Below are 25,824 nucleotides of genomic sequence, written 5' to 3'. Positions count from 1 at the left end.
AAGATGATCTCAGATGTAGCTCAACAGGTAGATGGTGTACGCATGTCACCGCAGCAAAGACGTTGCTGGTCCTTGTTTAAGGAAACCGGCCGCATGCCGTACCATCATATAGCCATCGCTATCACAGGCGTGTTTGATAAAGACGCCCTGCAACATGCTATTGCAATGCTTTATGATGCGCATCCTGTGCTTAGCACTGTATTTCCTGAAAGGGACGATGCCCTGTTCCCTCTGCAGGTAGCGCTCCAGCCCCCGGAAGATCTGCTGCTGGAGCTTTTGTTGCCTGCTGGTACCGGGCCGGAAGACAGTAAGGCTAAAGCGGCCGCCCAGTTTGCGGGGAAAGCCAGGCAAAAGGCGGAGCAGGGGCAGTGTGGCGCTACCGCATTTGTGCTTACCCGTACGCCGGCCGGCGTTTACATGATCCATTTCCTGGCGGAGGCGATTGTGATGGACAGTTATTCTGCAGGCCGCCTTTTACAGGAGTTGTGCACTCTTTATGATGGGGCAGTAAAGGGGCTGGTAGCGGAAGGTAACGCAGAGGAGGAGCCAATCCCTTACACCCAGTTCGCTGAATGGCAGAACAGCCTGGCGGAGACGCCAGTCGGGGAAGCAGAGGAATTCTGGAGCCAGTATCGCTTTGAGCATTTGCTGGGCAAGGCTTTCTATGGAAAGGCGCCTGATAATACCGCCTCTGGGGATATTGCGCATACCCCGCTGCTGCCGCTGGGCGCCGGCCTTACCAGGCAGTTGGAAATGCTGGCAGAAAAAAGCGGCCATTGCATACGTGAAATACTACTGTCCGCGCTGTACGGAAATTTTTACGGGCATACGCGGGAAGATGCGCTGGTAATAGGTTATGTCAATAATGATCGTGCCTATGAAGAGCTGAAGGCCACCCTGGGGCCGGTGGGGAAAACATTACCGCTGTATGTGGAAATGGAAGGAGATATGTTATGCGCTACATTGCTTGAAAATGTTGCGCAGGCCATTAACCAGGTGAGTAGCTGGGAGGAGTACTGCACATTTGGATATGATAACAATGACTATGCCTCTGCAGGCAGCGCCCGTTTTCAGGTTGGCTTTGAATGGCTGCCTTTTCCCCTGCAGTCTGAAAACGGACTGTTGCTGCATAGTTGGGAAAGCGCTGAAACCTGTTTCAGTTTCAAGTTGTGTGGCGTGCATGCCAACGGTGAGCTGGGCATACAGGCCGCTTTCAGCAACCGGCATATGACCCTGGCAGAAGCGGAACTGCTGTTACAGCAGATTGTCGCATTTTTACAGCAATATGCTGCTACACCCTCTGCAGCGCTGAAAGACATATCCTCCTTAGGTAAAGGGGATAAGGAGATCATAGCCGCTGCCAACTGTCCGCAGAAAATGCCGGTGTTGGCTGCAACAAACGTTGCTGCGCATTTTAGCATGACGGCAAAAATGAATGCCGGTGCTGTAGCCGTTGGCTGGGACAAGGGTAGCTTGAGCTATGCCATGCTGGACGGTTATGCCAGCCGGCTGGCTAACCTGTTGCAGCAGCGGTATGGTATAGCAAAAGGAGACAGGGTGGCAGTCTGCATGGAGCGTTCTCCCTCGCTTATCGTGGCTATCCTGGGCATTACCAGGGCCGGTGGAGTGTACCTGCCGATAGATACGGCATTCCCGGAAGAAAGAACGCAGTTCATGTTGGCAGATAGTAAGGCTCGTGTGCTGATAACAGGCGAAAGCACGCATGTTACTGCCGCTACCCCCCTGCTAAGATTGGATGAGGACCTACAGGTATTGCAGACCTTCAGTGAAACAATTGATCCTGTGGAGATCAATGCGACTGATCCTCTTTACCTTATTTATACCTCGGGTTCCACCGGGCAGCCTAAGGGAGTGCTGGTATCCCATCAGTCCTTACTGCATTATGTGGGCTGGTTTAGCGGCACCCATAAGATCGGCGTTGGGGATGCTACCCTGCTCTTTTCATCCGTAGCGTTTGATCTCGGCTATACTGCGCTTTGGGGCAGTTTGTTGTCAGGGGCAGCCTTGTATCTGCTTCCTGAAAGGCAGGTGCCGGAACCGGATGAATTAATACAAGCACTGATCAGGTATGCCATTACTTTCATCAAGCTGACGCCCTCACACTTTGACCTGCTGGTAAATGCCGCAGATTTTGAGGAGCATGTGCAGGCTTACAAGCTGCGGCTGATCCTGCTGGGAGGAGAGGAGATCAGGGTGCAACAGCTCGAAAAATATTTTGCCTCCCGGCCGGAGGTCACTTTTGTGAATCATTACGGTCCTACGGAAGCTACTATTGGCGCCATTGCCAAAACGATTGTTTACAATGAGTGGAATGATTTTAGCCGTCGTCCTGTTATAGGCCGTTCCCTGGGGAGCAACCAGGTGCGCCTGTTGCAGGAAGGCACCGGGATGCAGGTGCCTGTGGGGGCGATTGGCGAGATATGTATTGCAGGAAAGGGAGTAGCTATCGGCTACCTGAATAATGCGCAACTGACAGCGCAGAAATTCGTTGCAGACCCCGTGCAGCCCGGGGAGCGCTTGTATCGTACCGGCGACCTGGGACGTTTGTTGCCCTCAGGCGACATTGAATTTATCGGGCGCTCGGACTTCCAGGTAAAAATACGTGGATACCGTGTAGAGACCGGTGAAGTGGAAACCCGTCTCCGGCAGTTTCCCGGTATACGAGAAGTGGTGGTAGTGGCTGGTACGGATGAGCAGGGCGATAAATATCTGTGCGCCTATTTCGTGCCCGCTATAAAAATTGACAAGACTGCCTTGGATGAATTTCTCAAAAAGCAGTTGCCTGCCTGGAGCATTCCGGCCTATTACGTGAGCATGCTCTCGCTGCCGCTTACACCCAATGGAAAAATAGACCGCCGGGAATTACCAGACCCCCGGAAAGCAGCCTTAAAACAGCAGGTGGAATATGTAGCCCCGCGCAATGAGCTGGAAGCGAGCATTGTCAACATCTGGAAAGAAGTGCTGCAAAAGGAAAAGGTCGGTGTCTATGACAATTTTTTTGACCTGGGCGGTCACTCCATAAAGGGCATACGCATTATCTCCCGGCTGTCCAAAGAGCTGAATGTAAAGCTGGAGATCAGGCACCTGTTTGAAGCGCTGACCGTAGCAGGCCTGGCGGAATGTATAAGGGAGCAGGACAGGACCGCCTTTGAGAAAATTGTCCCTTTGCCTGCTCAGCCGGACTACGAGCTTTCTCATGCCCAGAAAAGAATATGGGTATTGTGCAAGTTCGAGGAAATATCCCTGGCTTATAATATGCTGGGCAATTATGTGCTGGAGAATATTGACCGTTCTGCACTGGAGCAGGCTGTACAGGCGCTGATCATGCGGCATGAAAGCCTGAGAACTACTTTTCGGATTGTGGAGGGATCACCGCGACAGGTGATCAATGCATATGAGGCCGGTGGGTTCGGGATGCAGTATGTAGATGAAAGGGCATCCGGCGACAAGCAGGCAACAGCCCGCAAATATTTGCAGGAAGAAGCGGATACGCCTTTCGATCTCGAACAGGGACCGCTGATTCGGACTAAACTGGTACAGTTGGAAGACAACCGCTACCTGTTCATTTACAACATGCATCATATTATTTCCGATGGTTGGTCGTTACAGGTATTTGTAAATGACGTGCTGCAGCTATATAATGCAAATGTAGCGGGGGAAAATGTTCAGTTGCCGCCTTTAAAGATACATTACAAGGATTTTGCAGCCTGGCAAAACAAATTGCTGGCCAGCAAGGCCATTGAGGAACACCAGCAATACTGGTGGAGCCAGTTCTCAGGCGATATTCCGGTATTGAACCTGCCGCTGGACTTTCCCCGGCCGCGCATAAAAAGTTATAACGGCCGTAAAATGAGCATCGCTATTGAACAGCCGTTGCGCGACAGCCTGGTGGTGCTTGCACAGCAAGCGGATGCGTCCCTGTTTATGGTCCTGCTGGCAGCGGTAAAAGGTTTTCTTTACCGGTATACCGGACAAACGGACATCATTATCGGCGTACCCAATGCCGGGAGAGAACACCTGGACCTGGAAGACCAGATAGGGTTTTATGTGAACAGTTTGCCGGTACGTACCCGTTTCTCCGGGCAACATTCATTTACAGCATTGCTGGAAGCGGTAAAGACAGGCATGCTGCAGGGGCTGGAGCATCAACAGTATCCTTTTGACCGGCTGGTAGATGACTTGAACCTGGACCGCGACATGAGCCGATCTCCCCTGTATGATGTAATGGTGCAGTTGAAAAATTACCAGTTCGGTGAAAAGGAAATAGACCCGGAAGTAAATGTAGCGGAAGAAATATTTGAAATGAAAACCAGCCAGTTTGACCTGTGCATAGATTTTGCCGAGATGGAAGCAGGGCTGGGTGGTTTTATAGAATACAATACAGACCTGTTCTTGCCTGCAACCGTGCAATCACTTTGGCAGCACCTGCATTATTTTATACAGGAAGCAACCAGCAATCCCGACCGGCCGTTATGTGAGCTGCCGCTGTTGAATGTAGCGGAGCAGCAACGTATCCTGGAGCGTGGGGGCGTGTACCGGTATGCACCGGAAAAGCACTGCCCGCATGTGCTGGAACATTTTGACTATTACCTGCAGGAGCAGCCGGATGCCCTGGCTGTGGCATTGGGGGAAGAAACGCTTACCTACAGGCAATTGGACCTGGAAGCGGAAAAGATAGCCGGTTTTATCAGGGAACAGGCGGACCAGTTTGCGGACAAGCAGCCGGTGGTAGCTGTACTGATGGATAAATGCCCTGAAATGATAACAGCCGTACTGGGTATCATGAAGGCCGGCGCTGTATGCCTGCCGCTGGATCCATCACATCCGCATGCCAGGATACAGTTTGTAGTGAACGATGCGGGCGCCTCCCTGATCCTCTCAGGTAAAAAGTACCTGCATATGCTGAACAAGCTGCAATGGGAGTGTAAAGCGCTGAAAGCTTTTCTTTGCATGGATACGGACGATGTATACCAGGTAGCGCATGAGTGGGATGAAGTGAAAAATGAACAGGAGGTATGGGATTATGTAGGTGAAAATTCACATGACGATATTTCCGGCGGCGGCTGGACTTCCAGCTATACCGGGCAGGAGCTGAGCAGGGAGGAGATGGACGAGTATGCGGAGAATGTGCTGCTGAAACTGCGCCCTTACCTGGATGAAAATACTAAAGTACTGGAAATTGGCTGCTCCTCAGGTATCAGTATGTTTAAGGTAGCACCCTTTGCAGGACAATACTTCGGTGTTGACCTGTCGGAAAAGATCATTCAGAAAACACGTACAGAGGCCCGCAGGAGAGGCTTCACGAATATTACGCTGCAACGGGCGGCTGCCCATGAAATAGATACGCTGCACTGGGGTGGTTTTGATGTGATTATCATCAACAGCGTGGTACAAAGTTTCCATGGACATAACTATCTCCGCCAGGTAATCAGCAAATGCATACCAATGCTGAAAAGTAAGGGTATCATATTTTTTGGGGATATTCAGGATCAGGACCGGAAGCAGGCGCTTATAGATGATCTTATAGCTTTTAAGGCGGCAAACAGAGAGCAGGAATACTTTACCAAGACAGACTGGTCCTATGAGCTGTTTCTCAGCAGGGTATTCTTCGATGATCTCCGTTTTGATTACCCGGAGATAACGGACGTTATCCATTCAGACAAAACCGGTACGATTGCCAATGAACTTACCCGGTTCCGTTTTGATTGCCTTGTTGCCATTGACAAAGAGCAGGCGGAACCGGCCGGCGGTAGCCGGTGCAAATCCCAGTTTGGAAAATCCATACTGCAACAATATAACCGGTCACAGGCGCCGGCCTGGTACAGGCAGCCCGACTCAGCAGCACAGTTAGCTTACATTATTTACACATCTGGCACTACCGGCTTGCCCAAAGGCGTAATGATCCGGTACCGGGGATTGAATAACCTGGTATTGTCCTATCGTGATGATTACGGGCTGGGAGAATTTAGCCCCTGCCTGCTGCAAACCGCCAGCATTGCCTTTGATGTGTTCTTCGCGGATATCTGCCGCACGTTGTTCCTGGGAGGCAGGCTGGTGTTATGCCGGAATGAAGTTGCTATTGACCCGCCCAGGCTATACGCACTGCTGTCACAATCCGGCGTGAATGTGCTGGACAGTACGCCCTCGCTTATTGTACCGTTTATGGATTACGTATATGAGAACGACCTGAGTGTTGATTTTCTCCGTTTGCTGATACTGGGCTCGGACAGTTGCCCTGCAAATGAATTCAGGAAGATCTATGACAGGTATGGCCGCCATATGCGTATTATGAACTGTTACGGCACTACGGAAACAACGATAGAAGCATCCTTCTTTGAAGCCGGACCTGATCATCTGCCGCAAAGCGGTATTACCCCCATTGGAAAGGCTATCAGCAATGTTACCTACTACGTGCTGGACGAATATGGACAACTGGTGCCGGACGGAGTGCAGGGTATCCTGCATATTGGAGGGGCAGGAGTAGCCGCAGGATATATTAACCGGCCGGAGCTGGACAGGGAACGGTTTGTGCCGGATCCTTTCATCCCGGGAAATACGATGTTCAATACCGGTGATGTAGTAAGCTGGAACCGGGAAGGCCAGATTGCCTTTAACGGGCGCAACGATTTCCAGGTGAAAATAAGGGGATACCGGGTGGAGCTGGGCGAAATAGAAAGCCAGTTGCTGGAGCTGAACCAGGTAATGCAGGCTGCAGTGATTGCCCAGCGCGATGCAGACGGCGCAAATATGCTGGTGGCGTATTATACTGTAACCGCGTCATTACAGCCGCAGGACCTGAAGCTGTTGCTGCAGGCTAAACTGCCGGAATATATGGTGCCCGCCCACTTGTATTGCCTGGATAACCTGCCTTTAACCGCCAATGGCAAACTGGACAGAAAGGCGCTGCTGCAACTGAGCCCGGTAGCTAACCGGAGCTGGCAGCAGGCGCCGCGTAACCGGCTGGAACAAAAGCTTTGCAGGATATGGGCTGATGTGCTGGGCCGCGAAGGTGAAATAGGGGTTAATGAGAATTTTTTTGATATAGGGGGGCACTCCCTCAAAGCAACCCGGGTGATCTCAAGAATCTACAAGGATCTGGGCATTAACCTGGAGTTGCGTAATATTTTCCTGTATCCCACTATTGAATCCCTGGCCAGGGAGATTACCGCCAGCAACCGCCTGTGTTATTATGAGGAAATACCCGCTGCTGAAGCCGCAGAGTACTACGCAGTGACGCCTGCGCAGAGGCAGATGTGGACCATGCACCATCTGGACGGGCAGCAGTTGATCTATAACATGCCTGCAGCTTACCGGGTAACCGGTGCGCTGGACACAGAGGCTATGGCCTATGCCTTTGAAGCCCTGGTTGCCCGCCATGAAATACTCCGTACTACTTTTCACATAGTAGACCAAAAAGTGCTCCAGAAGATACACCCGGCAGATGCCTGGCCGCAGCGGCTGGAAGTGGTGGACCTTACGGCAGCCGCCGGTAAGGAAACCCTGGCAGCAGAAATGGCAGCAGCAGACGCGCAGGTACCCTTTAACCTGGAGGCAGGCCCCCTGTTTCGCGCAAAATTGCTGCTGCTGGGACCAGAGGAATTCCTGCTGCTGATCAATATCCATCACATCATCTCGGATGGTTGGTCTCATACTGTAATGGTCAATGACCTGTTGCATTTTTATCGTAGCTACTGGCAAACCGGCGCGGCAGCGTTGCCGCCGCTCAGGATACAGTTTAAGGATTATGCTGCCATGCTCAACAGCCAGATGGATGAAGGCACCATCCGGGAGCACCGGGATTACTGGATCTCACAGTTCAGTGATTATAATACTGTGCTGCAGTTGCCGGTAGATGGGGAAAGAGCGGAACAGAGGAGCATGGACGCGGAAAAAGTGTTCTTTACACTGGACCGCAATGTGCAGGAAAGCCTGCTAAAATTGGGAAAGGAACATCATACCACCTTATATGCCGTATTGTTATGCATTTACAACCTGTTGATCCGGCATGTAACCGGGCAGCATGATGTTGTAACGGGCAGCCCGGTTTCGGGAAGGGATTACGTGGAGCTGGAAAACCAGTTGGGACTTTACCTGAATGCGCTGCCATTACGTCTGCATATCAGGGATGAGGAAACCATTGGCGCATTGCTGGAGCATGCCGGTAAAACCGTGCTGGCTGCTCAGCAATACAAGCGCTATCCTTTTGAGCAACTGCTGCAGGATATCCGGTATAAACGGCAACCCGGAAGGGCCCCGCTTTTTGACATCGGGTTTACCCTGCAGAATATGGACGGCATGGAAAACGGGGAAGCTGTTGAAATTATAGAACAGTTAAATATTACGGAATACAACAACCACTTCAGGAAGGTAAAAACGGATCTATGGCTGCATGCCTGGGAAATGGAAGACGGCATCGGTTGCTCTGTTACTTATGACAAGCAATTATACAGGCCGGCTACGATTGAAGGTTTGGTAAAGGACCTTAAGGCAATAGCAGTAATGATAGCCGGTAATCACCAGGTAAGCGTCGGTTGGTTGCTGGAACAATTGCATCATGCAAAAAAGCAAGCGGATATGAAAACGCAGGATCATACAAAAGCAAGGAACATTGAAAAGTTCTTCAGCGCCAGGAAAAAGGAAATCAGGCTGGAGGCAGCCACCATTGTTACAGAAGAGCAGATGGAAGGCAACCGTCCTTACCCGCTGCTGTTAAAGCCTGCTATGCAGGATGTGGACCTGGTGCAATGGATGAGGGAACGAAATGGCGCGGTGAAGCAGCAACTGCAGCAATACGGGGCGCTGCTTTTCCGGGGCTTTAAAGTGAAAACCCTGGAGGACTTTGAGCGGTGCTGCGACGCGCTCGGGGAACAGAAAATGTACTACAAGGATCAATCCTCCCCGAGGAAACAGGTACAGGACAAGCTGTATACTTCAACGGAGCACCCGGCAGACCAGGTGATACATATGCACAATGAACTCTCCTACTCCCACACCTGGCCGCAATACATCCTGTTCTTTTGCATGGAGGCTGCTGAGCAGGGGGGGGAAACACCTATTGCAGATGCGAGAAAAATGTTGGAAGTATTGTCTCCTGAAACAGTGCGCAAATTCCGGGAGAAAGGTGTCCGCTATATCAGGAACCTGAAACGGGGAATGGGATTGTCATGGCAGGATGTTTACCAGACCAATGATCCGGGCGCCGTAGAAAGGCACTGTAATGATAATAACATTGATTACACATGGATCAATGCAGATCATCTGAGTATAAGCTGGGAGAGGCCGGCCATACGCCTGCATCCTGTAACCCAGGTGCCGATATGGTTTAATCATGGCCTGTTCTTTAATGCCTTTACCCTGCCTGACAGCATCTTGCAACTGTCAAGGAACGAGTACGATCTGCCATTCAATACCTGCTACGGTGACGGTTCGCCTATTGAAAAGCATGTGCTGGAGGAGCTGCAGCAGGCATATGAAAAATGCAAGCAGCAGTTTGCCTGGCAGCCGGGCGATATCCTGTTGCTGGACAACATGCTGATGTCGCATGGTCGTAATGCTTTCAGTGGCAACAGGAAGCTGTATGTATCTATGTTAAACCCGCTTTCATAAGTTTCCAAACCCAGTTAACATGGAAAATAACGTAAAAGGCTTTGAGCTGTCTCCGCTACAGAAAAGGATATGGCGTCTGCAGGCAGCCGGGCACCGCCTGTGTACAGTAGCATCCTTCCGTTTCACAGGCGTTACAGACGTTCCGGGCATCAGGTCCTTGCTGGAAAGCCAGGTGGAAGCCCATGAAATATTCCATACAAGGTATAAGCAGGCTGCGCAGATGCAGTATCCATTCCAGGTGCCGGGATGGGAGAAATGCTATAGCATACGTGAAATGGACATTTCCCTGGAAGAATTTGACGTACAGGCTGTCATTGCAGATAATCTGTTTAATTCGCTGCAGGCCGGCGACCTGCACAGGGAGGATATGCTGACAGAGATACTGATTGTCAAAACAAGACCGGGGGAATGCATCCTGATGATAAAGGTGGATGCCCTTTCAGGCGATGTTGGCGTGATCACTAATATCGTTAGCAACCTGTTGGCAGGCATGGAAGGCATGCCCGCTGCAGAAGACGATGAAGTATACCCTTATGTACAATTTTCCCAATGGCAGCAGGAACTGATGGATGAAAGTAACGAGGAAGCGGAGCGGTGCTGGCTGGAAAGAAGAAACAAGCAGGAATGTTATTCCCGCCTGCCATTCTGCATTAACAAGGAGCCTGCAAAGCATACGGCTACTGTTGCTGTGCCGGCGGTGCTATCAATGGAGATTGCTCCTGCCTTACAGCAGGCCATACAGCAGTACTGCGTTTCAAAAGAGGTAACTGCAGAGGCATTGCTGAAAGCTGCATGGATAGTATTGCTGGCAGATTACATGGACTATGCCGGCGATTTCATTATCGGTTGCCTGGAAAATGGCCGGCATTATGATGCATTTACCGGGATAAACGGGTTGCTGGCCAAGGCGCTTCCCTTTAAAGCTGCTGTTGCAAAGGATGATAGGATAGAGCAGGTACTGCAACAGGTGATGGAAGAAACAGCGACCACCCGGGCCTGGCAGGATCATTATTTCAATATTCCCGGCGAACAGCGTTGGCAGGGGGCAGGTGCATTCGATCTGCTTTTTGAGTACCATGCGTTATTGCCGCAGAAAACTATCCACGTAAAAGGAGCCCTGGACCATATATACGTACATACGGAACCTTGCCGGTTAAAGCTGTTTTGCTGCGATACCGGGGCAGCCGGAGGCCTTCGCCTGGACCTGTACTATGATCCCGCTGTATTGGAAAACCGGCAGGCGGAACTGATAGGGGAGCGGTTGGTGCATATATTGCAGCAATTGCTGGCAGGCGGAAACCCAAGGTTGTCCGACATCCGCACCTGCACAAAAGCAGAATATGCGCATATGGTGAATAACATGTATGCGCCGGAGATTGTGATAGAGGATGAAACGGAACCTGTGTCGATCCCGGCTTATTTTGAGTCCTTGCTGGAGAAGATGGCTGATCGCCCGGCAGTGGGATACCAGCATAAACAGGTGACCTATGCGGAGCTGAATGAAAGAGCCAATGTATACGCGCACCACCTCATCCGCAGGTTGGGCGTAAAACCGGGAGAGATAGTGGCTTTCCAGGTGCCCCGGTCCATCAGTATGATCCAGGTGATAATGGGCATATTGAAAGCAGGCGCTGCATTTTTGCCGCTGGACATGGCAGCCCCCGAAGAAAGGGTGAAGTTTATTCTACAGGATAGCGGAGCCAGGGTGCTGATAACGCAGGGAGCCGTTTTGCCTGCCATAGCGGCGGTTACCCGGCATTGGGCGCTTGATGATGGCATCGGGGAGATAGAGGAATGTGTATCTGATCCGCAGGTGCAGATATCCCCTGTTGCGCCGGCATACCTTATTTACACCTCCGGTTCCACGGGCCGCCCCAAAGGCGTGCTGGTGCCTCATGCCGCCTTGCTGAATTACAGTCGTTGGTTCAGCGCCGTGTACAATATAGGCCCGGAAGACAGTTCGGTGCTATTCTCTTCCATTGCGTTTGATCTTGGATTCACCAACTTATGGCCGGTATTGTTAAGCGGCGGGCAGGTACATCTCCTGGAAGAAACGCAGTTACTGGATACGGCCCACCTTTGCACCTTGCTGTTAGAGAAGGCAGTTACTTTTATAAAGCTCACGCCTTCGCACTTCAACCTGCTGGTACATGAGCCGGGGTTCGAAAACATGGCGGCAAAGCTGAGATTAAAGCTGGTAGCGCTGGGCGGCGAAGAGCCACGCCCGGAAGATATGGAAAGGTATTGCTCCCTGAACCCCGGTATAACATTTGTGAACCATTACGGCCCTACAGAAACCACTATAGGCACGGCTTCCAAAAGAATAACCGCAGAAAGCCTGCCTGCTTTCAGGCAATGTCCGGTTATAGGCAAACCGGTAACGGGCAATGAAATATTTATATTGGACGAATATGGCCGGGTATTGCCCTATGGCGCTACCGGGGAAATATGCGTGGCTGGTAAAGGCCTGGCCATAGGATACATGAATGGAGCGGCGCTGAACCGGGAGAAATTTATACCACACCCCCAGGAGCCGGGTAAACGGCTTTACAAGACTGGTGACATAGGACGTTACATATTGAACGGTGATATACAGTTTCTTGGCAGAATGGATTTCCAGGTAAAGATCAGGGGATACCGGGTGGAGCCGGAGGAGATCAGGAATGTGCTGATCACTTATCCCGGGATAAAGGAGGTGGCCGTGCTGTATATCCCGAAGGGAACTGCAGGCGGACTGGCAGCCTATTTCAGCGCTGATGGCCCTGTTGAGAAAAGCAGGCTGCAGGAGTTCCTGGCACAGCACCTGCCGTCTTATATGATACCTGCCTGGTTTGTGCCGGTGAGTGCGATTCCTTTAACGCCAAACGGTAAAACAGACAGGAAGGCATTAATGGAGCTGCCCCTGGAAAGGACCGGCGCTGCAACATTTGTAGCACCGGAAAAAGACCTGGAAAAGAAAATTGCACAGTTGTGGAAAGATATCCTCTGTGTGGACAGGATTGGCATTCAGGACAACTTTTTTGACCTGGGAGGCAATTCGCTGAAGCTGATACTGATGCTGAGAGAGCTTTCAAAAATATTCCCTGGAGAAGTAACCCTCACGGACCTGTTCCGGTACAATACCATTGCCTCCATTATCCGCTTCCTTGGAAAGGAAGAACCGGAAGCAGCCGTTTCAGGATTTGAAATATAATTCCTTTAATCGCAAAAAATTTAATAATGCCTGTTAAGAAAGATGTTGCCATTATTGGTATGAGCGGCGTATTCCCCGAAGCAGATGATCTTGATGCATTTTATGAGAACCTGAAAAATGGCCGGGATAGCGTTCGTCCGCTGTCTGATACCCGCCTGGGGTCCTCCAGCCTGGATATGTCCATGGCCTACCGGCCGTTTGCTTACCTGGAGAGGATCGATACCTTTGATCACAAGTTCTTTAAAATACCCAAGAGCGAGGCGGAAATGATGGAGCCGTCGCAACGCATATTTCTTGAGCTGGCAGTAAAGGTTATTGAGCATGCAGGTTACCGGCTGGAAGACCTGCGTGGTTCCGCTACCGCGGTCTATCTTGCTTCCCGCACCTGGGCGGCGATTCAATATTACCTGTTGGCTAACTATGATGATAATCCCTCTATTTTTATGGGTACCCTTGGATCCATGATCTATGGGCGTATCTCCAACTGGCTGGACCTGCACGGCCCTACCATGATGATAGATGCCGCCTGTGCTTCATCATTGATAGCCGTTACAGAAGCTTATGATAAGCTGGTAAAGGGAGAGGTGGATTATGCCATTGCCGGAGGACTGGGTATTAACATCAACCTGATGAAACTAACCGACCAGGGGCACCTGGGTACTTACAGCACGGACGCCCGCTGCAAGGCTTTTGATGCAGGTGCCGATGGTGTAGTGCCGGGTGAAGGAGGCGGGTTGGTTTTAATGAAACGGCTGGAAGATGCGATTAGGGACCGTGATATGGTACATGCCGTCATCAAGGGAGGCGCCGCTTGTCACAACGGCAGCCGTTCCAACGGCATTATGGCGCCCAGCCCGCAGGCCCAGGCTGCAGTTATTCAGCAGGCCTGGAAGAACGCCGGTGTGCCACCGTCATCCATTGGGTATATTGAAGCGCACGGCACCGGCACCAAGTTGGGCGACCCTATTGAGTTTAGCGCTATCACTGAAGCCTTCAATGCGCATGCAGTAAGCGGTAAAAGCTGTGCGGTCAGCGCCGTGAAAAGCAATATAGGCCACCTGGGCAGTGGCGCCGGCATTGCCGGTATCATTAAGGCTGTCCTGTCGTTGAAGCACCGGCAGCTCTTCCCTTCGCTGCATTTTAAAGACCCGAACCCTTACATAGATTTTGAGCATACGGCTGCATATGTTAATACTTCCCTGCAGGAGTGGGAGGTTAGAGAGGCCCCCCGGCGCTGTGGCGTGAGCGCTTTTGGATTAAGCGGCACCAATGCCCATGTTGTATTGGAGGAATATGAAGATCCCGCACCCGGAACGCAGGAGGCGCCTGGCCACTACCTGTTGAAAGTAGCTGCAAAGTCGCCTGCAGCGCTACAGGTCTATACCCGCAATATCCGCCGCTTCCTGGCGGGCATAAACGGTTCCTGGGCCAATGCTTTGTATACCCTTAACAGGGGACGGTCTGATTACAATTACAGGATCTGCTTCAGCAGCAACAGCAAGGAAGCATTATTACAGCAGTTGGATGCATATGCCGAAGGCGGCAAAGCTGTAAAGGAAGCGACAGTTGCACGGGAAGTGGTGTTGCTGTTAGGCAACGGCGGGCTGTATCCAGTCGTTTTATCGCGGTACGCATGCGGGTATCCCGTGTTTGCAGAAGTGTTTAACGGCTTGTGTCCGGGTTTTCCCGGCAACAGGCCTGAGGATAATATGCTGGTGTTTGCTGCCCAGTATGCCATGTACCGGCAGTTACAGGCATGGGGCGTCAGGCTGCCGGTGGTGATAGGTACGGGTATTGGCAGGCTTACATCAAGGGTTATAAAAGGAGAGCTGCCGTTGCATGAGGTGGCGGCATTGCTGAAGGGCCATGCAGCCGGCCCCTCTCCAGACAAAGATAAATTCCGGGAAATTGTAAAGGAACTGCAGGAAAAGAAAGCCCCGGTATTCCTGGAGCTGGGTAATGACGGCGCCCTGGCCGGCATGCTGCAGGAGTGGGCGCCCGCAATGGGAATTGCGGCAGGTAGCATATTCCACCACCCGCCTGTAGAGGGGCAGGATAGCCTGCTGACCCTATTTGCAGGGCTATACCAGGAAGGCATTGCTGTAGACTGGGACCAGCATTATGCAGGTAAGGCATATCGTAAGGTGGAATGTCCCGTTTACCCCTTTGAAAAAACACGTTGCTGGTTTACAGAGCCTACCTGGCAGTCAAAAGAATCGGTAAAGGACTGGTACTATGACCTTTGCTGGACGGCTGCTGCTGCAAAAGAGGCGTATCGCCGGCCTCTTACGGGACAGGTCCTGCTGGTGTTTACGGATCAGGAAGGTGTGGCGCCGGCATTGACCGGCCTGTTAGAAAAAGCCGGCAACAGGTGTGTATGCATATCTCCGGGCAGCGGCTTTGAAATGGTGTCAGATACATTGTTTCGCATTAATTACCTTGCAGAGCGGGACTTCCACCTCCTGGAAAACAGCGTGCGTGCGCTTTATGGAACACTGGACGGTATTATCTACCTGGGCGGCTACTTCAAACCGGACGCCATTGCCTTACAGGGGCCGGCAGATAGCCTGCAGCAGGTCTTCTATGGGTTATTCCACGCTTGCAAAACATTTTCAAAATACTTTACGAAGCCGAACTTTAACCTGGCTGTACTGACTGCCAATGTGCACAGCGTAGTGCCGGAGGACCGCCTGCTATCTCCATTGGCGGCATTAACCTCCGGCATGATCAAAGCAGTTCTGGCAGAATATTATACCCTGAAAACAACCTGCGTGGACCTGGATGGCTTGCACACGCCACCCCAGTTTGCAGCGGAGCTGTTATGGGACGAGCTATCAGGAGATGAGGCCATCCGCTTTACAGCATACCGCAATGGTGTACGTTACGTGCAGGAGTTGAACCGCATACCGGAAGCGCGTTTACAGCAAAACCATTATCAACCGGACCGGGAAGGAGTATACCTCATTACGGGCGGCCACAGCGGCATTGGGTTCGAAGTGTCCAGGGCGCTGGCCTCCCGGGGAAAAGTCACTTTGCTTATTATTGGCAGAAGGCCAGAGCAGGATGTGCTGCAGCAGATGCAGTTGCTGGAGCAATTAGGGGCCGCAGTGCATTATTATAGGGCAGATGTGAGCAATGAAGCAGAGATGCAGGTATTGTTCAGGCGCATAAAAGATCGTTTTACGCATCTGTCCGGTGTGATACACAGTGCAGGTATAGGCAGCAGTGGCATTGCCATAGAAAAGCGGGAGGCAGCGGACGCAAGGCTCACTTTAGCACCGAAGGTGCAGGGCTCCCTGCTGCTGGAACAACATACCCGCTCTATGGATCCCGGATTTTTCGTTGTATTTTCTTCTATCGGGGCATTAGTGCCGGCAAGCAACAGCGCCGACTATTCCGCCGCCAATATATTCCAGGATGCCTTTGCTGCATACTGGCGCATGAAGGGGCGCAACTTTATCAGTATCAACTGGCCGGACTGGAAGGAAACCGGGCTTTCCTATCGCAAAACATTGATGCGCTCCGCGGAAGAGGTGAGGGAACGTCATGCCTACCTGGAACCGATTACGACGGCAGACGGTATCAGCGCCTTCTTCCAGGCGCTGGAGCAGCAGGAGGAGCGGTTTATCGTGATAAAGGCGGATTTCAGGAATTTCATGATCAATCCCTATTTCAAAGTAGGTGCTGTTGGAAAGCTGCAGGGTGAGGAAGAAACGCCTGAACAGAAATTCAGGAATTTTCTGGCGGAAGCAGCCGCCACCTATACTCCCACCCAGATAGAGCTGGCGGAGATCTGGCATGACGTGTTGAAGCTGGAGCATGTTAGGCTGGAAGATGATTTCTACGATCTGGGCGGGCATTCATTGAATATTATAAGGATGCTGAATCGTATTGAGCAGCAGATGAATGTGGCCCTTCCGATAGAGGAGCTGCTTCGGAGCAGCACATTGGCAGGTATAGCAGCGCGTATTGACGAAATAAAGGGTGCGCAGGCGGCAGTAACGCAGGCGGCCATTCCCCGTATTGCTGAAGGCGAATATGCGGAGCTGTCTCACGCACAGTTGCGGTTCTGGTTATTGCATCAACATGAAGCGGGCAGGGAAGCTTATAACGTACCCGCTGCCTACCGGCTGAAAGGAAAGCTGGATATCAGCGTGCTGGAGAAGGCGCTAAGCGCTTTCGTCGAAAGGCATGAAAGCCTGAGAACAGTTTTTACTTTACAGCAGGGAGTGCCGATGCAAAAAGTGGTGCCGCTGTCTGAAACCGGATTTGTCTTGCAGGTGCATGATTTTTGCGGCCGGCCGGACGCAGCGAAGCTGGCGGCGGATCAGATCAGGTCGGATGCGGGCATTGCTTTCGATCTTGAAAAGGGACCGGTTATACGCGCGCATTTATACCGCGAGGAGGAAACATCCTGCCTGTTTATGATTATGCTGCACCACATCTCGTCAGATGGCCGTTCCATGGAAATATTGCGTCAAGAGGTGCTACAGTGCTATAAAGCCGCATTGCTGCAGCAGGAGCCGCCCATGCCTCCCTTGCAGATCCACTACAAGGACTATGCTGCATGGCAGAATGAACGCATACGAAGCGGTTATTTTGATCAGCACAAAGCATACTGGAAGGAGCGGCTGGCTGGCATGCAGCCTCTTTTACTGGAAAAGCACTTCGATTATCCCCGCCCATTGCAGGAAAACTACGAAGCAGGCTATACGGCGTTCTTTTTACCGGCATCAACAATGGCCCGGTTGAAGTCACTGGGAAACAACAGTACGCTGTTTATCAATACGCTGCTGATTTTCCAGGTACTTCTGTCCGCATATGCAGACAGTACGGATATAGTGGTTGGCACCCCCGTAGGCGGACGGGAGCATGCCGAACTGGAAAACCAGGTAGGAAATTACCTCAACACGTTATTGCTCCGCACACAGATTGACAGGGATAAGCCGTTTAACGTACTGTTGGATGAAGTACGGGACCAGGTATTCAGGGACTACCGCTATCAGGCCTATCCTTTTGACCTGCTTGTGAACGACCTGAATCTGCATAACAGCACCCACGTTTTTGAAACAGGATTTACCTGGAATACCCGCCATGCATCCTCAGAAGATGAGGGGCTGGAATTTGAAATAGAAGAATACGCCACTGGTTTTAATAAGGCAAAGGCCGACATCTGGCTGCATGTTACCGAAATAACGGACGGACTGCAGGTTGGATTCCTGTATAAGAAATCCCTTTTTAGGGAAGATACGATCCTGCTGCTGTCAAGACGTTTCCAATCCCTGATAGAACAATGTATTCAGGACCCTGCCATCAAAGTGGGGGATCTCAGCCTGGACATATCAGTCACTTCAGATACAGCAAAAAATAAAATAGTATTCGACTTTAACTTCTGATTCTTCAAAAAAAATATCATGGGTAATAATTATCAACACTACCATGTAGGCATTATCGGCGCCGGCATTATGGGACAGGGCGTAGCCTTTCAGTGTGCCAAGTTCGGGCATCAGGTAACGTTGCTGGACATATCGGAAGAGGTGCTGGCGCAGGCCAGACCTAAGATAGAGCAGCTAAGCAGGTTTGATACTATGATGCAGCGGCAGCAGAAATCGCCGGAAGGCACCTGCAGCCGGCTACTGGATAATATCCGGTATACTACTGACTGGGCCGATCTGGGAGACTGTACTTTCATTATTGAAAATGCCACAGAGCTGGAAACCACCAAACTGGATATTTTTAAGCGTATTTCCAGCATTATCGGCAATGATGTGATCGTAGGTGTCAATACATCCTGCGTGTCTATCACCAAACTGGCTGCATGCCTGGAAAACCCCGAGCGGGTAATAGGCCTGCACTTCTCCAACCCGGTTCATATGATGCCTGCAGTGGAAATGGTAAGAGGTCTGTTTAACAGCGATTCGGTAATTGCAGCAGCAACAGGATTTTTAGCAGGTATGAAGATGCATGGCATTGTTGTGAATGATTCCCCTGGATTTATCAGCAACCGCGTAATGCTGGCCTATATCAATGAAGCTATCTACTGCATACATGAAGGGGTAGCCACTGCCGGCGATATTGACCGCATATTCAGGGAATGCCTTTCTCATACCATGGGCCCCCTGCAAACAGCCGACCTGATAGGGCTGGATACCATTTTACAGGCTATGAATGTGGTATATAGCAATTTCAGCGATTCGAAGTACAGGCCCTGCATATTGCTGAAGCGCATGGTGGATGCCGGCATACTGGGCCGTAAGAGCGGCAAGGGATTCTATGATTATAGCATTAATTAACATCACCTGTCAAACATCAGCTATGAACGATATTAAAGAAAAAGTAAGAGCATATTTATTGCAAAGCATCAATCAGGGGAAAGCATTTACAGATGCGGACGATATTTTTGAGTTGGGCATTGTAAACTCTCTCTTTGCCATGCAGTTGATCACCTTTATGGAAACAAAGTTTTCCATCCGGGTGGAGAATGACGACCTGGAAATATCCAATTTCAATACTGTCAACAATATTACGGGCTTTATACAGCGCAAGCTCAATGTAATCACTACTGCTTAAGCAACGGGAATATGGTACGCATTGAACAGGATATACATTACAGGCAGCAAAGAATGGCTTTCAGAAAGTTTGCCGAAAGCGAGATAACGCCCGTAGCCGAACAATATGACCGGGAGCAGGTATTCCCGGCTGCTCTCCTGGAGAAGATGGCTGCGGAAGGCTTCCTGGGCGCTACTATTCCACAGGAATACGGGGGCCGCGGATGGGACCAGGTAACGGCCGGCCTGATGTATGAGGAGATAGGCAGGGCCTGCTCCTCTGCGCGCAGCCTGCTAACCGTGCACCTGGCACTGGTGGCAGAAACAATTGCCAGGTGGGCAGGTAGTGCGCAGCAGGCATACTGGCTGCCGCTGCTGGCCAGTGGGAAAAAAATTGCTGCTTTCTGTCTCACGGAACCGGAAGCAGGATCTGACGCCCGGTCCGTGGCTGCTACCTATATGCAGCAAGGTGACAGGTTTGTACTGAATGGCCGCAAAAGGTGGACGACTTTCGGACAGGTAGCGGATGTATACCTGGTATTTGCCCGGAATAAGGAAAAGATATCCGCTTTTCTCGTTAACAGGGATAACCCCGGAGTGGAGGTGACGCCAGTACAGGGAATGCTGGGCACCCGGGCCTCCATGATCGCGCATGTAACATTCACAGATTGTGAAGTGGAAGCGGATGCCCTGCTGGGCAGAGAAGGTTTCGGCTTTATTTCCATTGTGAACACTGCGCTGGATAATGGTCGGTACAGCGTTGCGCTCGGTAGCCTGGGCATTCTGAAATGTTGCTTGCAGCATAGTATGGAACATGCCTCCCGCCGCCGGCAATTTGGCAATTATCTCAAGGACCACCAGTTGATTAAGTTGAAGATCACTGATATGATAGCGGATGCGAAGGCAACCGGAATGCTGTGCTACAATGCCGCCCTACTGAGAAAGGAAAAGCAGGCCAATGCGCTGATACAAACCTCCCTTGCCAAGTATTATGCAGCGGCTGCAGCCAACCGTGCCGCCAGGGAGGCCGTGCAGGTGCTGGGAGCGCTGGGATGCAGCGAAGACAGCGCTGTACAACGGTGCTTCCGGGATGCGAAGATCATGGAGATTATCGAAGGATCAACGGAAATGCAGCAGTTGCTGATCAGCGACCATGGTTTTGCTGACCTGGCGTCTATTATAGAAGACTAAACAAGCGCTTATGATCGGTATCAATGAAATAGCTACAGTGATTACGGGAGAGAAGTTACCCGTGGCCGGCCTGCTGGAACAAAGCATGCTGAAAGAGGAAGAGTACGTGTATTTTGCCAGTTCCGGCATTGCCAGCATATACAATGCGGCGGACCATAGCGCCTACGACCTGGCAAAACAGGCCGCCGCAAAAGTGCTGGAAAAAGCTGCAGTGCCGGCTGAAGAGATCAGTCTTATTGTGTACATCCATAGCCGGTTGCCGGAATACCTCGTAAGCTCCCAGGCAGGCAGGCTGCAATACGATCTGCAGGCCCGTAATGCAGTGTTCTTTTCCGTATCCGACCTGGGCTGCGCAGATATTTCCATGGCCATGCAGTTGGCGCAGGTTTACCTGCAAAGCAATGCTGCCGCCAATCACGCCTTGATCTGTTATGGCAGCAAGCCCTATGCGCCCAGCCGCTTCAGGTACCCGGTTACCATTAACGGCGACGGGGGAATGGCGGTATTGTTATCCCGCACTGACAGAAACCAGATCATTGATATTAAAATAAAAACAAACGGCCGGTACTGGAACCTGTTCCAGGTAGACTATAAGAACAAGAATTTCCTGGAGTACAGGGAAGAATGCACCAGCGTCCGCTCTTATGCCTTTGAGCTGGCTATTGAAAGCAGGAACGAGTTTGTAAAGCTAAATAATGGAATACTGTCAGCAAACGACCTGTCAAAAACGGACATCAGCCATTTTATGATGCAGAATTTATCCATGCGTGCATATAATTATTATGAAGAAGCCCTGGGTATTCGTATAGCCGGCGCTTGCAGGAAAAACCTGCAGGAATTCGGTCACCTGGGCCCGGGGGACATTATCTGCAACTACGCAAGGGCACTGGGGGAAGGGGGAGTACAGCGGGGAGAGCATGTCCTGTTAATGAATAACAGCCCTGTGGCAGTATGGAGTTCCATCTTAATTAAAGCATAAACAATATGGAAAAGAAATGCATAAAATGCGTGGTATGGGATCTTGATGAAACGGTCTGGCATGGCATCCTTTCTGAAAATGACCAGCTCCGTTTAAGAGATGGCATTGCGGATGCTATCAGGGTGCTGGATGAAAGGGGGATTATCAATACCATTGCCAGCAAGAATAATGCGGCAGATGCGCTGGATAAACTGGAATCGTTTGGCCTGCTGGAATATTTCCTGGTACCACAGGTGAACTGGGGCGCAAAGTCCGCCTCCATTCAGAGAATAAAAGAACAGCTCAATATTGGTTATGATGCCATTGCCTTCATAGATGATCAGCCGTTTGAGCGCGACGAGGTAAAGTCTGTGCTCCAGGAAGTGCACTGTTTTGATGTGGATATTATAGCAGGTATGCAGCAGGATGAACGGTTTATTCCCCGCTTTATTACAGATGAATCTGCAAAGCGCCGGCTGATGTACCTGACAGATGAATTGCGGAAACAGGAAGAAGAGCAGTTTACAGATAACCAGGCGTTCCTGCAGCAACTGCAACTACAGCTCAATATAGCCGGGGCGCAGGAAAAGGACCTGCAGCGGGTGGAAGAGCTGACGCTGCGTACCAACCAGTTGAATGCTACCGGTTACGCTTATACTTATGATGAGCTGTTACAGCTACTGCAGAACCAAAGCTACCAGGTGCTGGTATGCGAGCTGACAGACAAATACGGGTCTTACGGGAAAATAGGTGTATCCATGCTGCAAACAGTTGGCGACAGGTGGAACATACACCTGCTGCTAATGTCCTGCAGGGTTATGTCAAGAGGCGTAGGTTCCGTGCTCCTGGCCTATATTGTCCGGGAGGCGATGCGCCATGAAAAGCAGCTATACGCAGATTTCCTGCCTACTTCCCGCAACCGCCAGATGTATATCACTTATAAGTTTGCCGGCTTTAAGGAGGCGGGCAAACTGGAAAACGGGGGCATACAGTTGATACACGATGGGGTAACGGTTCCTGCTATTCCTGATTACCTGCAGCTAACAGCAACGAATTTGATACCCCGGTAGCCGCGCTTGCCGTGGCCCTCTCTCAACATGCTATGGAAACATAGCGCCCCCATTCTGTGGCCTGTTCCACAAGGGAGGGGGGCCACGGCAGCCGCATACCGCCATCCTGTCTTTAAAAAAAATTTAATCACACAAAACCCGGATCTATGGAACCATTAAATGCTGCTTTACAGAAACAGTCTTTCGAATACTGGATGAAAAAAGTGACTGTACAGGAAGATGGGTTGACCGGCTACCTGGAGCAGCCTGCTGAAATCCCTCATCTGTTGTCACTGGATATTACAGCTCCAGTAATGGAGGATGTCCGCAGGGTAGCCAGGAACGATGTTTCAGAGTACGCGCTTTTTTTTGCTCTTTATTCGTATCTGCTGTACCGGTATTTCGGTGCCAACTGCCTGGTCACCTCTCCTGATCTGAAATTGTTTCCTCCTGCAGCTAAGGATCATTTGCTGTTTTATACAACAACTATACGGGAAGAAAAAACGCTGAAGCAGATCATCATGGATTTTCAGCAGGAAGTACTGGCTGTAATAGACAAGCGGAACATCGATATCCATACGTTTCTGCAGGCGGCAGGGCAGAAAGGCATTGACACGGACCGTATACAGTATTTTGGTTTCCTGCATGATAAGGTGAACGAGCAGTCGGTGCTGCCGGATAAAGCCCGGATAAAGCTCATTGTACGGGAAGATGCTGGTAAATACCAACTGCAACTACAGGTAAACGGAATAAAGGAGGGCCTGCTGATTGGCCGGCAGTTTATACGTCAGTACCTGCACCTGTTGTCCAACATCCGTACCTTGCTTGACCGGCGGGTAGCTGAAATCGATGCACTGCCGCCGGTTAAAACGCCGGGCATAATAGCAGCGGGAAAGGATACCGTATTGGATTTTTTCCGTGCACAGGCGGCAAAGCAGCCGGACCTCGTTGCGCTGAAGAGCAGGGGAGGCAGTTGTACTTATGCAAAAGTAGAAGAGGATAGTAACCGGCTGGCGGCTTACCTCGCCGGGGAAGGGCAGGTGAAGAAAGGCCAGGCTGTTGGGTTGCTGGTGCCCCGCAGTGAGTGGATCATAACAGGTATTTTAGGTATACTGAAAGCAGGAGCCGTATTTGTACCGGTTGACCCGGCATGGCCTGCCAATAGGATACAATACATACTGGAAGATGCTGGTGTGGGGATGCTGCTTACCACTACTGAATACCTGCCCCTGCTTACAGCATTTACAGGAAGATTGTTTGCTTTTGACATACAGCAGGATATGCTGCCTCCGGCGCCGGCGCCGGAAGTGACGGTAACCGGTGAGGATGCTGCCTATATCATGTATACTTCAGGTACCACTGGCCAGCCCAAGGGAGTGGTGATCGATCATAAAGGAGTGGCTAACTATGCTGCCTGGCTGCACCGGGAATTTAACCTGGGGGCTGGTCATGCCGCTGTACTGGTCACCTCCTACGCATTCGATCTTGGTTATACCGCCATTTGGGGCACTATTCCCTGGGGAGGCACCCTGCATATTCCCGGAGAGGATTACAGCAGGATGCCGGAAAAGCTGTATGCCTATCTTGCAGAGGAAAGGATCAGCTTTATTAAAGTAACGCCTTCACTGTTTCATCTGCTGTTGAACGCCGGTAGCACTGCAAAAGGAGCATCCTTGTTCCTGGAAAAGGTTTTCCTGGGCGGGGAAATGATAAGGCCGGCAGACATAGCTGCATTCATGGAGCAATACCCGGATACCGTATTCATCAATCACTATGGCCCCACGGAAAGCACCGTGGGCTGTATCTTCCATACCATCACCCATAAGGAGCTGCCCGTTTTTTCAGCACGCCCGGTCATAGGCAAGCCGGTGCTGAATACCCAGGTGCTGATACTGGATGAGCACCGGCATATATTGCCGGATGGCATCTGGGGAGAGATCTGCATCAGTGGCCCGGGAGTGGCAAGAGAATACCTCAACAAACCGGATATTACGGCACAGCAATTTATTTCCAAACAGGAGGCAGTAACAGGAAAACTCTACCGGACAGGTGACTACGGGCGTTACCTGGAAGATGGCGCCATTGAGCTGAAAGGCCGTAAGGACAACCAGGCCAAGATCAGGGGATACCGGGTAGAGCCGGAAGAGATAGCTAAATGCCTGGAACAGTTTCCCGGCATCCGGGAGGCAGTGGTGCTTTTGCAACGCGCAGGGGTGGACCAGCATGCAAAGCTGGTGGCATTTTATACTTTAAGGGATGATGAAGGAGGAGCAGCGACCGGCGAAGCAATCAGTACCTATCTGAAGGCACACCTGCCGGATTACATGATACCTTCGGATCTTATTCCTGTTGACGCTATGCCGGTAAACGGGAACGGAAAGCTGAACCGGGAGCAGCTCCTGGCGGCGGTGGCGGGCGGCGGTACAAAGCACCGGCGCCGGCAGGTGATGCCGGAAAATGAAACAGAGCGTATCATACTTGAAGCCTGGCAAACGGTTTTACAACGTGAAGACATCAGTACAACGGACAGCTTTTTTGAGCTGGGCGGCAATTCCCTGCTGCTGGTGCAGGTAAATATAGCATTGAACGAATTTTTCCCGGCATTGACCATTACAGACCTGTTTACCTATATCGACATTGCCTCGTTGGCCGCCTATATTAATGGCGCCGGTGCTACGGCCGGGGTCAGCCTGGCGGGTACGGCACTGAAGCTGCCAGCGGCTTATTTTAACGCAGCCGGCCCTGTTGACCGGCAGGCAGACCTGTTTGTGCAGTTGGATGAGGGCGTAGGCCACCGGGTAAAGGCCGTTGCTGCTGCCTGTGGCGTGGCCGAAACGGATATTTACCTGGCTGCGTTTGCATACGCGCTGGCAAATAGCGCAGGGGCAGGGGCGGTGCCACTGCACCTGGAAGAAGGGCAAGGTGTGCTGAAACGGCTGTCAGTGCCTGTGCAGCAGGCGGAAAGTAAAGAGCAGTTGTATCGGTACGCCGCTGCGCAAAGAGAGGCACCGCAGTTGGTTTTTGAAGCCGGGGGCCTGATCCGCCCAGCCGATGAGGAGATGGCGGAGGATATGGTCTGTGCGTTGATATGTTTGTCTGACCGGTTGGCAACCGCTGCCAGGCTGTTTGATATGACCCTCTCCGTACAGGAGCAGAACGGAAACCCCGCTTTTTCACTGGCATACGCACCGCGGCTGTGCGAGGAGAAAATGCAGGCATTGCTGGAAATGTTTGTTAGCATACTCGAAAACGTCTGAT

The 25,824-nt window shown here is 51.3% G+C and carries 9 protein-coding genes; all 9 read left to right on the top strand.

What is annotated here, in order from left to right; translation table 11 throughout:
- Positions 1 to 3: 3 nt before the first annotated feature.
- The 9 genes from LX66_RS26960 (at position 4) to LX66_RS26920 (ending at position 25,823) form a co-directional block, all read left to right on the top strand.
- Entirely contained in the window at positions 4 to 9,627 is a 9,624-nt protein-coding gene (locus LX66_RS26960) for a non-ribosomal peptide synthetase (protein WP_145719319.1), read from the top strand.
- A 19-nt stretch (positions 9,628 to 9,646) separates the two neighbouring features.
- On the top strand, positions 9,647 to 12,820 hold the full coding sequence (locus tag LX66_RS26955) for a non-ribosomal peptide synthetase (protein WP_145719317.1): 3,174 nt from the start codon (positions 9,647 to 9,649) through the stop codon (positions 12,818 to 12,820).
- A 26-nt stretch (positions 12,821 to 12,846) separates the two neighbouring features.
- Positions 12,847 to 18,216, top strand: coding sequence for an SDR family NAD(P)-dependent oxidoreductase (locus LX66_RS26950; RefSeq protein ID WP_145719314.1), 5,370 nt, complete (start codon positions 12,847 to 12,849; stop codon positions 18,214 to 18,216).
- An 18-nt stretch (positions 18,217 to 18,234) separates the two neighbouring features.
- The gene (locus LX66_RS26945; RefSeq protein ID WP_145719312.1) at positions 18,235 to 19,113 is read left to right on the top strand and encodes a 3-hydroxyacyl-CoA dehydrogenase family protein; all 879 of its coding nucleotides are present in this window, start codon (positions 18,235 to 18,237) and stop codon (positions 19,111 to 19,113) included.
- Between the two features lie 22 nt (positions 19,114 to 19,135).
- Positions 19,136 to 19,390: an acyl carrier protein gene (locus LX66_RS26940; protein ID WP_145719311.1), complete on the top strand. Its 255-nt coding sequence runs from the start codon at positions 19,136 to 19,138 to the stop codon at positions 19,388 to 19,390.
- A gap of 11 nt (positions 19,391 to 19,401) precedes the next feature.
- Positions 19,402 to 20,559 (top strand): acyl-CoA dehydrogenase family protein, encoded by a 1,158-nt coding sequence (locus LX66_RS26935; protein WP_145719309.1) that lies wholly within the window; start codon positions 19,402 to 19,404, stop codon positions 20,557 to 20,559.
- A gap of 10 nt (positions 20,560 to 20,569) precedes the next feature.
- Positions 20,570 to 21,538 (top strand): 3-oxoacyl-[acyl-carrier-protein] synthase III C-terminal domain-containing protein, encoded by a 969-nt coding sequence (locus LX66_RS26930; protein WP_145719307.1) that lies wholly within the window; start codon positions 20,570 to 20,572, stop codon positions 21,536 to 21,538.
- A gap of 5 nt (positions 21,539 to 21,543) precedes the next feature.
- Positions 21,544 to 22,587, top strand: a complete 1,044-nt coding sequence (locus tag LX66_RS26925; RefSeq protein ID WP_145719305.1) for an HAD-IIIC family phosphatase — start codon at positions 21,544 to 21,546, stop codon at positions 22,585 to 22,587.
- Between the two features lie 146 nt (positions 22,588 to 22,733).
- Positions 22,734 to 25,823 carry a non-ribosomal peptide synthetase gene (locus LX66_RS26920; protein ID WP_145719304.1) on the top strand — a complete coding sequence of 1,030 codons (3,090 nt, stop codon included), beginning with the start codon at positions 22,734 to 22,736 and terminating at the stop codon, positions 25,821 to 25,823.
- The last annotated feature ends 1 nt before the right edge of the window (position 25,824 follow it).

This window comes from Chitinophaga japonensis, assembly GCF_007830125.1.
In the GTDB taxonomy this organism is placed as follows: Bacteria; Bacteroidota; Bacteroidia; order Chitinophagales; family Chitinophagaceae; genus Chitinophaga; species Chitinophaga japonensis.
This window is presented reverse-complemented; position numbering and strand designations above follow the sequence as displayed.

Excerpts from the sequence above, each read along its gene's own strand:
- LX66_RS26960 (WP_145719319.1), top strand. The coding sequence starts at position 4 with ATGATCTCAGATGTAGCTCAACAGGTAGATGGTGTACGCATGTCACCG.
- LX66_RS26955 (WP_145719317.1), top strand. The coding sequence starts at position 9,647 with ATGGAAAATAACGTAAAAGGCTTTGAGCTGTCTCCGCTACAGAAAAGG.
- LX66_RS26950 (WP_145719314.1), top strand. The coding sequence starts at position 12,847 with ATGCCTGTTAAGAAAGATGTTGCCATTATTGGTATGAGCGGCGTATTC.
- LX66_RS26945 (WP_145719312.1), top strand. The coding sequence starts at position 18,235 with ATGGGTAATAATTATCAACACTACCATGTAGGCATTATCGGCGCCGGC.
- LX66_RS26940 (WP_145719311.1), top strand. The coding sequence starts at position 19,136 with ATGAACGATATTAAAGAAAAAGTAAGAGCATATTTATTGCAAAGCATC.
- LX66_RS26935 (WP_145719309.1), top strand. The coding sequence starts at position 19,402 with ATGGTACGCATTGAACAGGATATACATTACAGGCAGCAAAGAATGGCT.
- LX66_RS26930 (WP_145719307.1), top strand. The coding sequence starts at position 20,570 with ATGATCGGTATCAATGAAATAGCTACAGTGATTACGGGAGAGAAGTTA.
- LX66_RS26925 (WP_145719305.1), top strand. The coding sequence starts at position 21,544 with ATGGAAAAGAAATGCATAAAATGCGTGGTATGGGATCTTGATGAAACG.
- LX66_RS26920 (WP_145719304.1), top strand. The coding sequence starts at position 22,734 with ATGGAACCATTAAATGCTGCTTTACAGAAACAGTCTTTCGAATACTGG.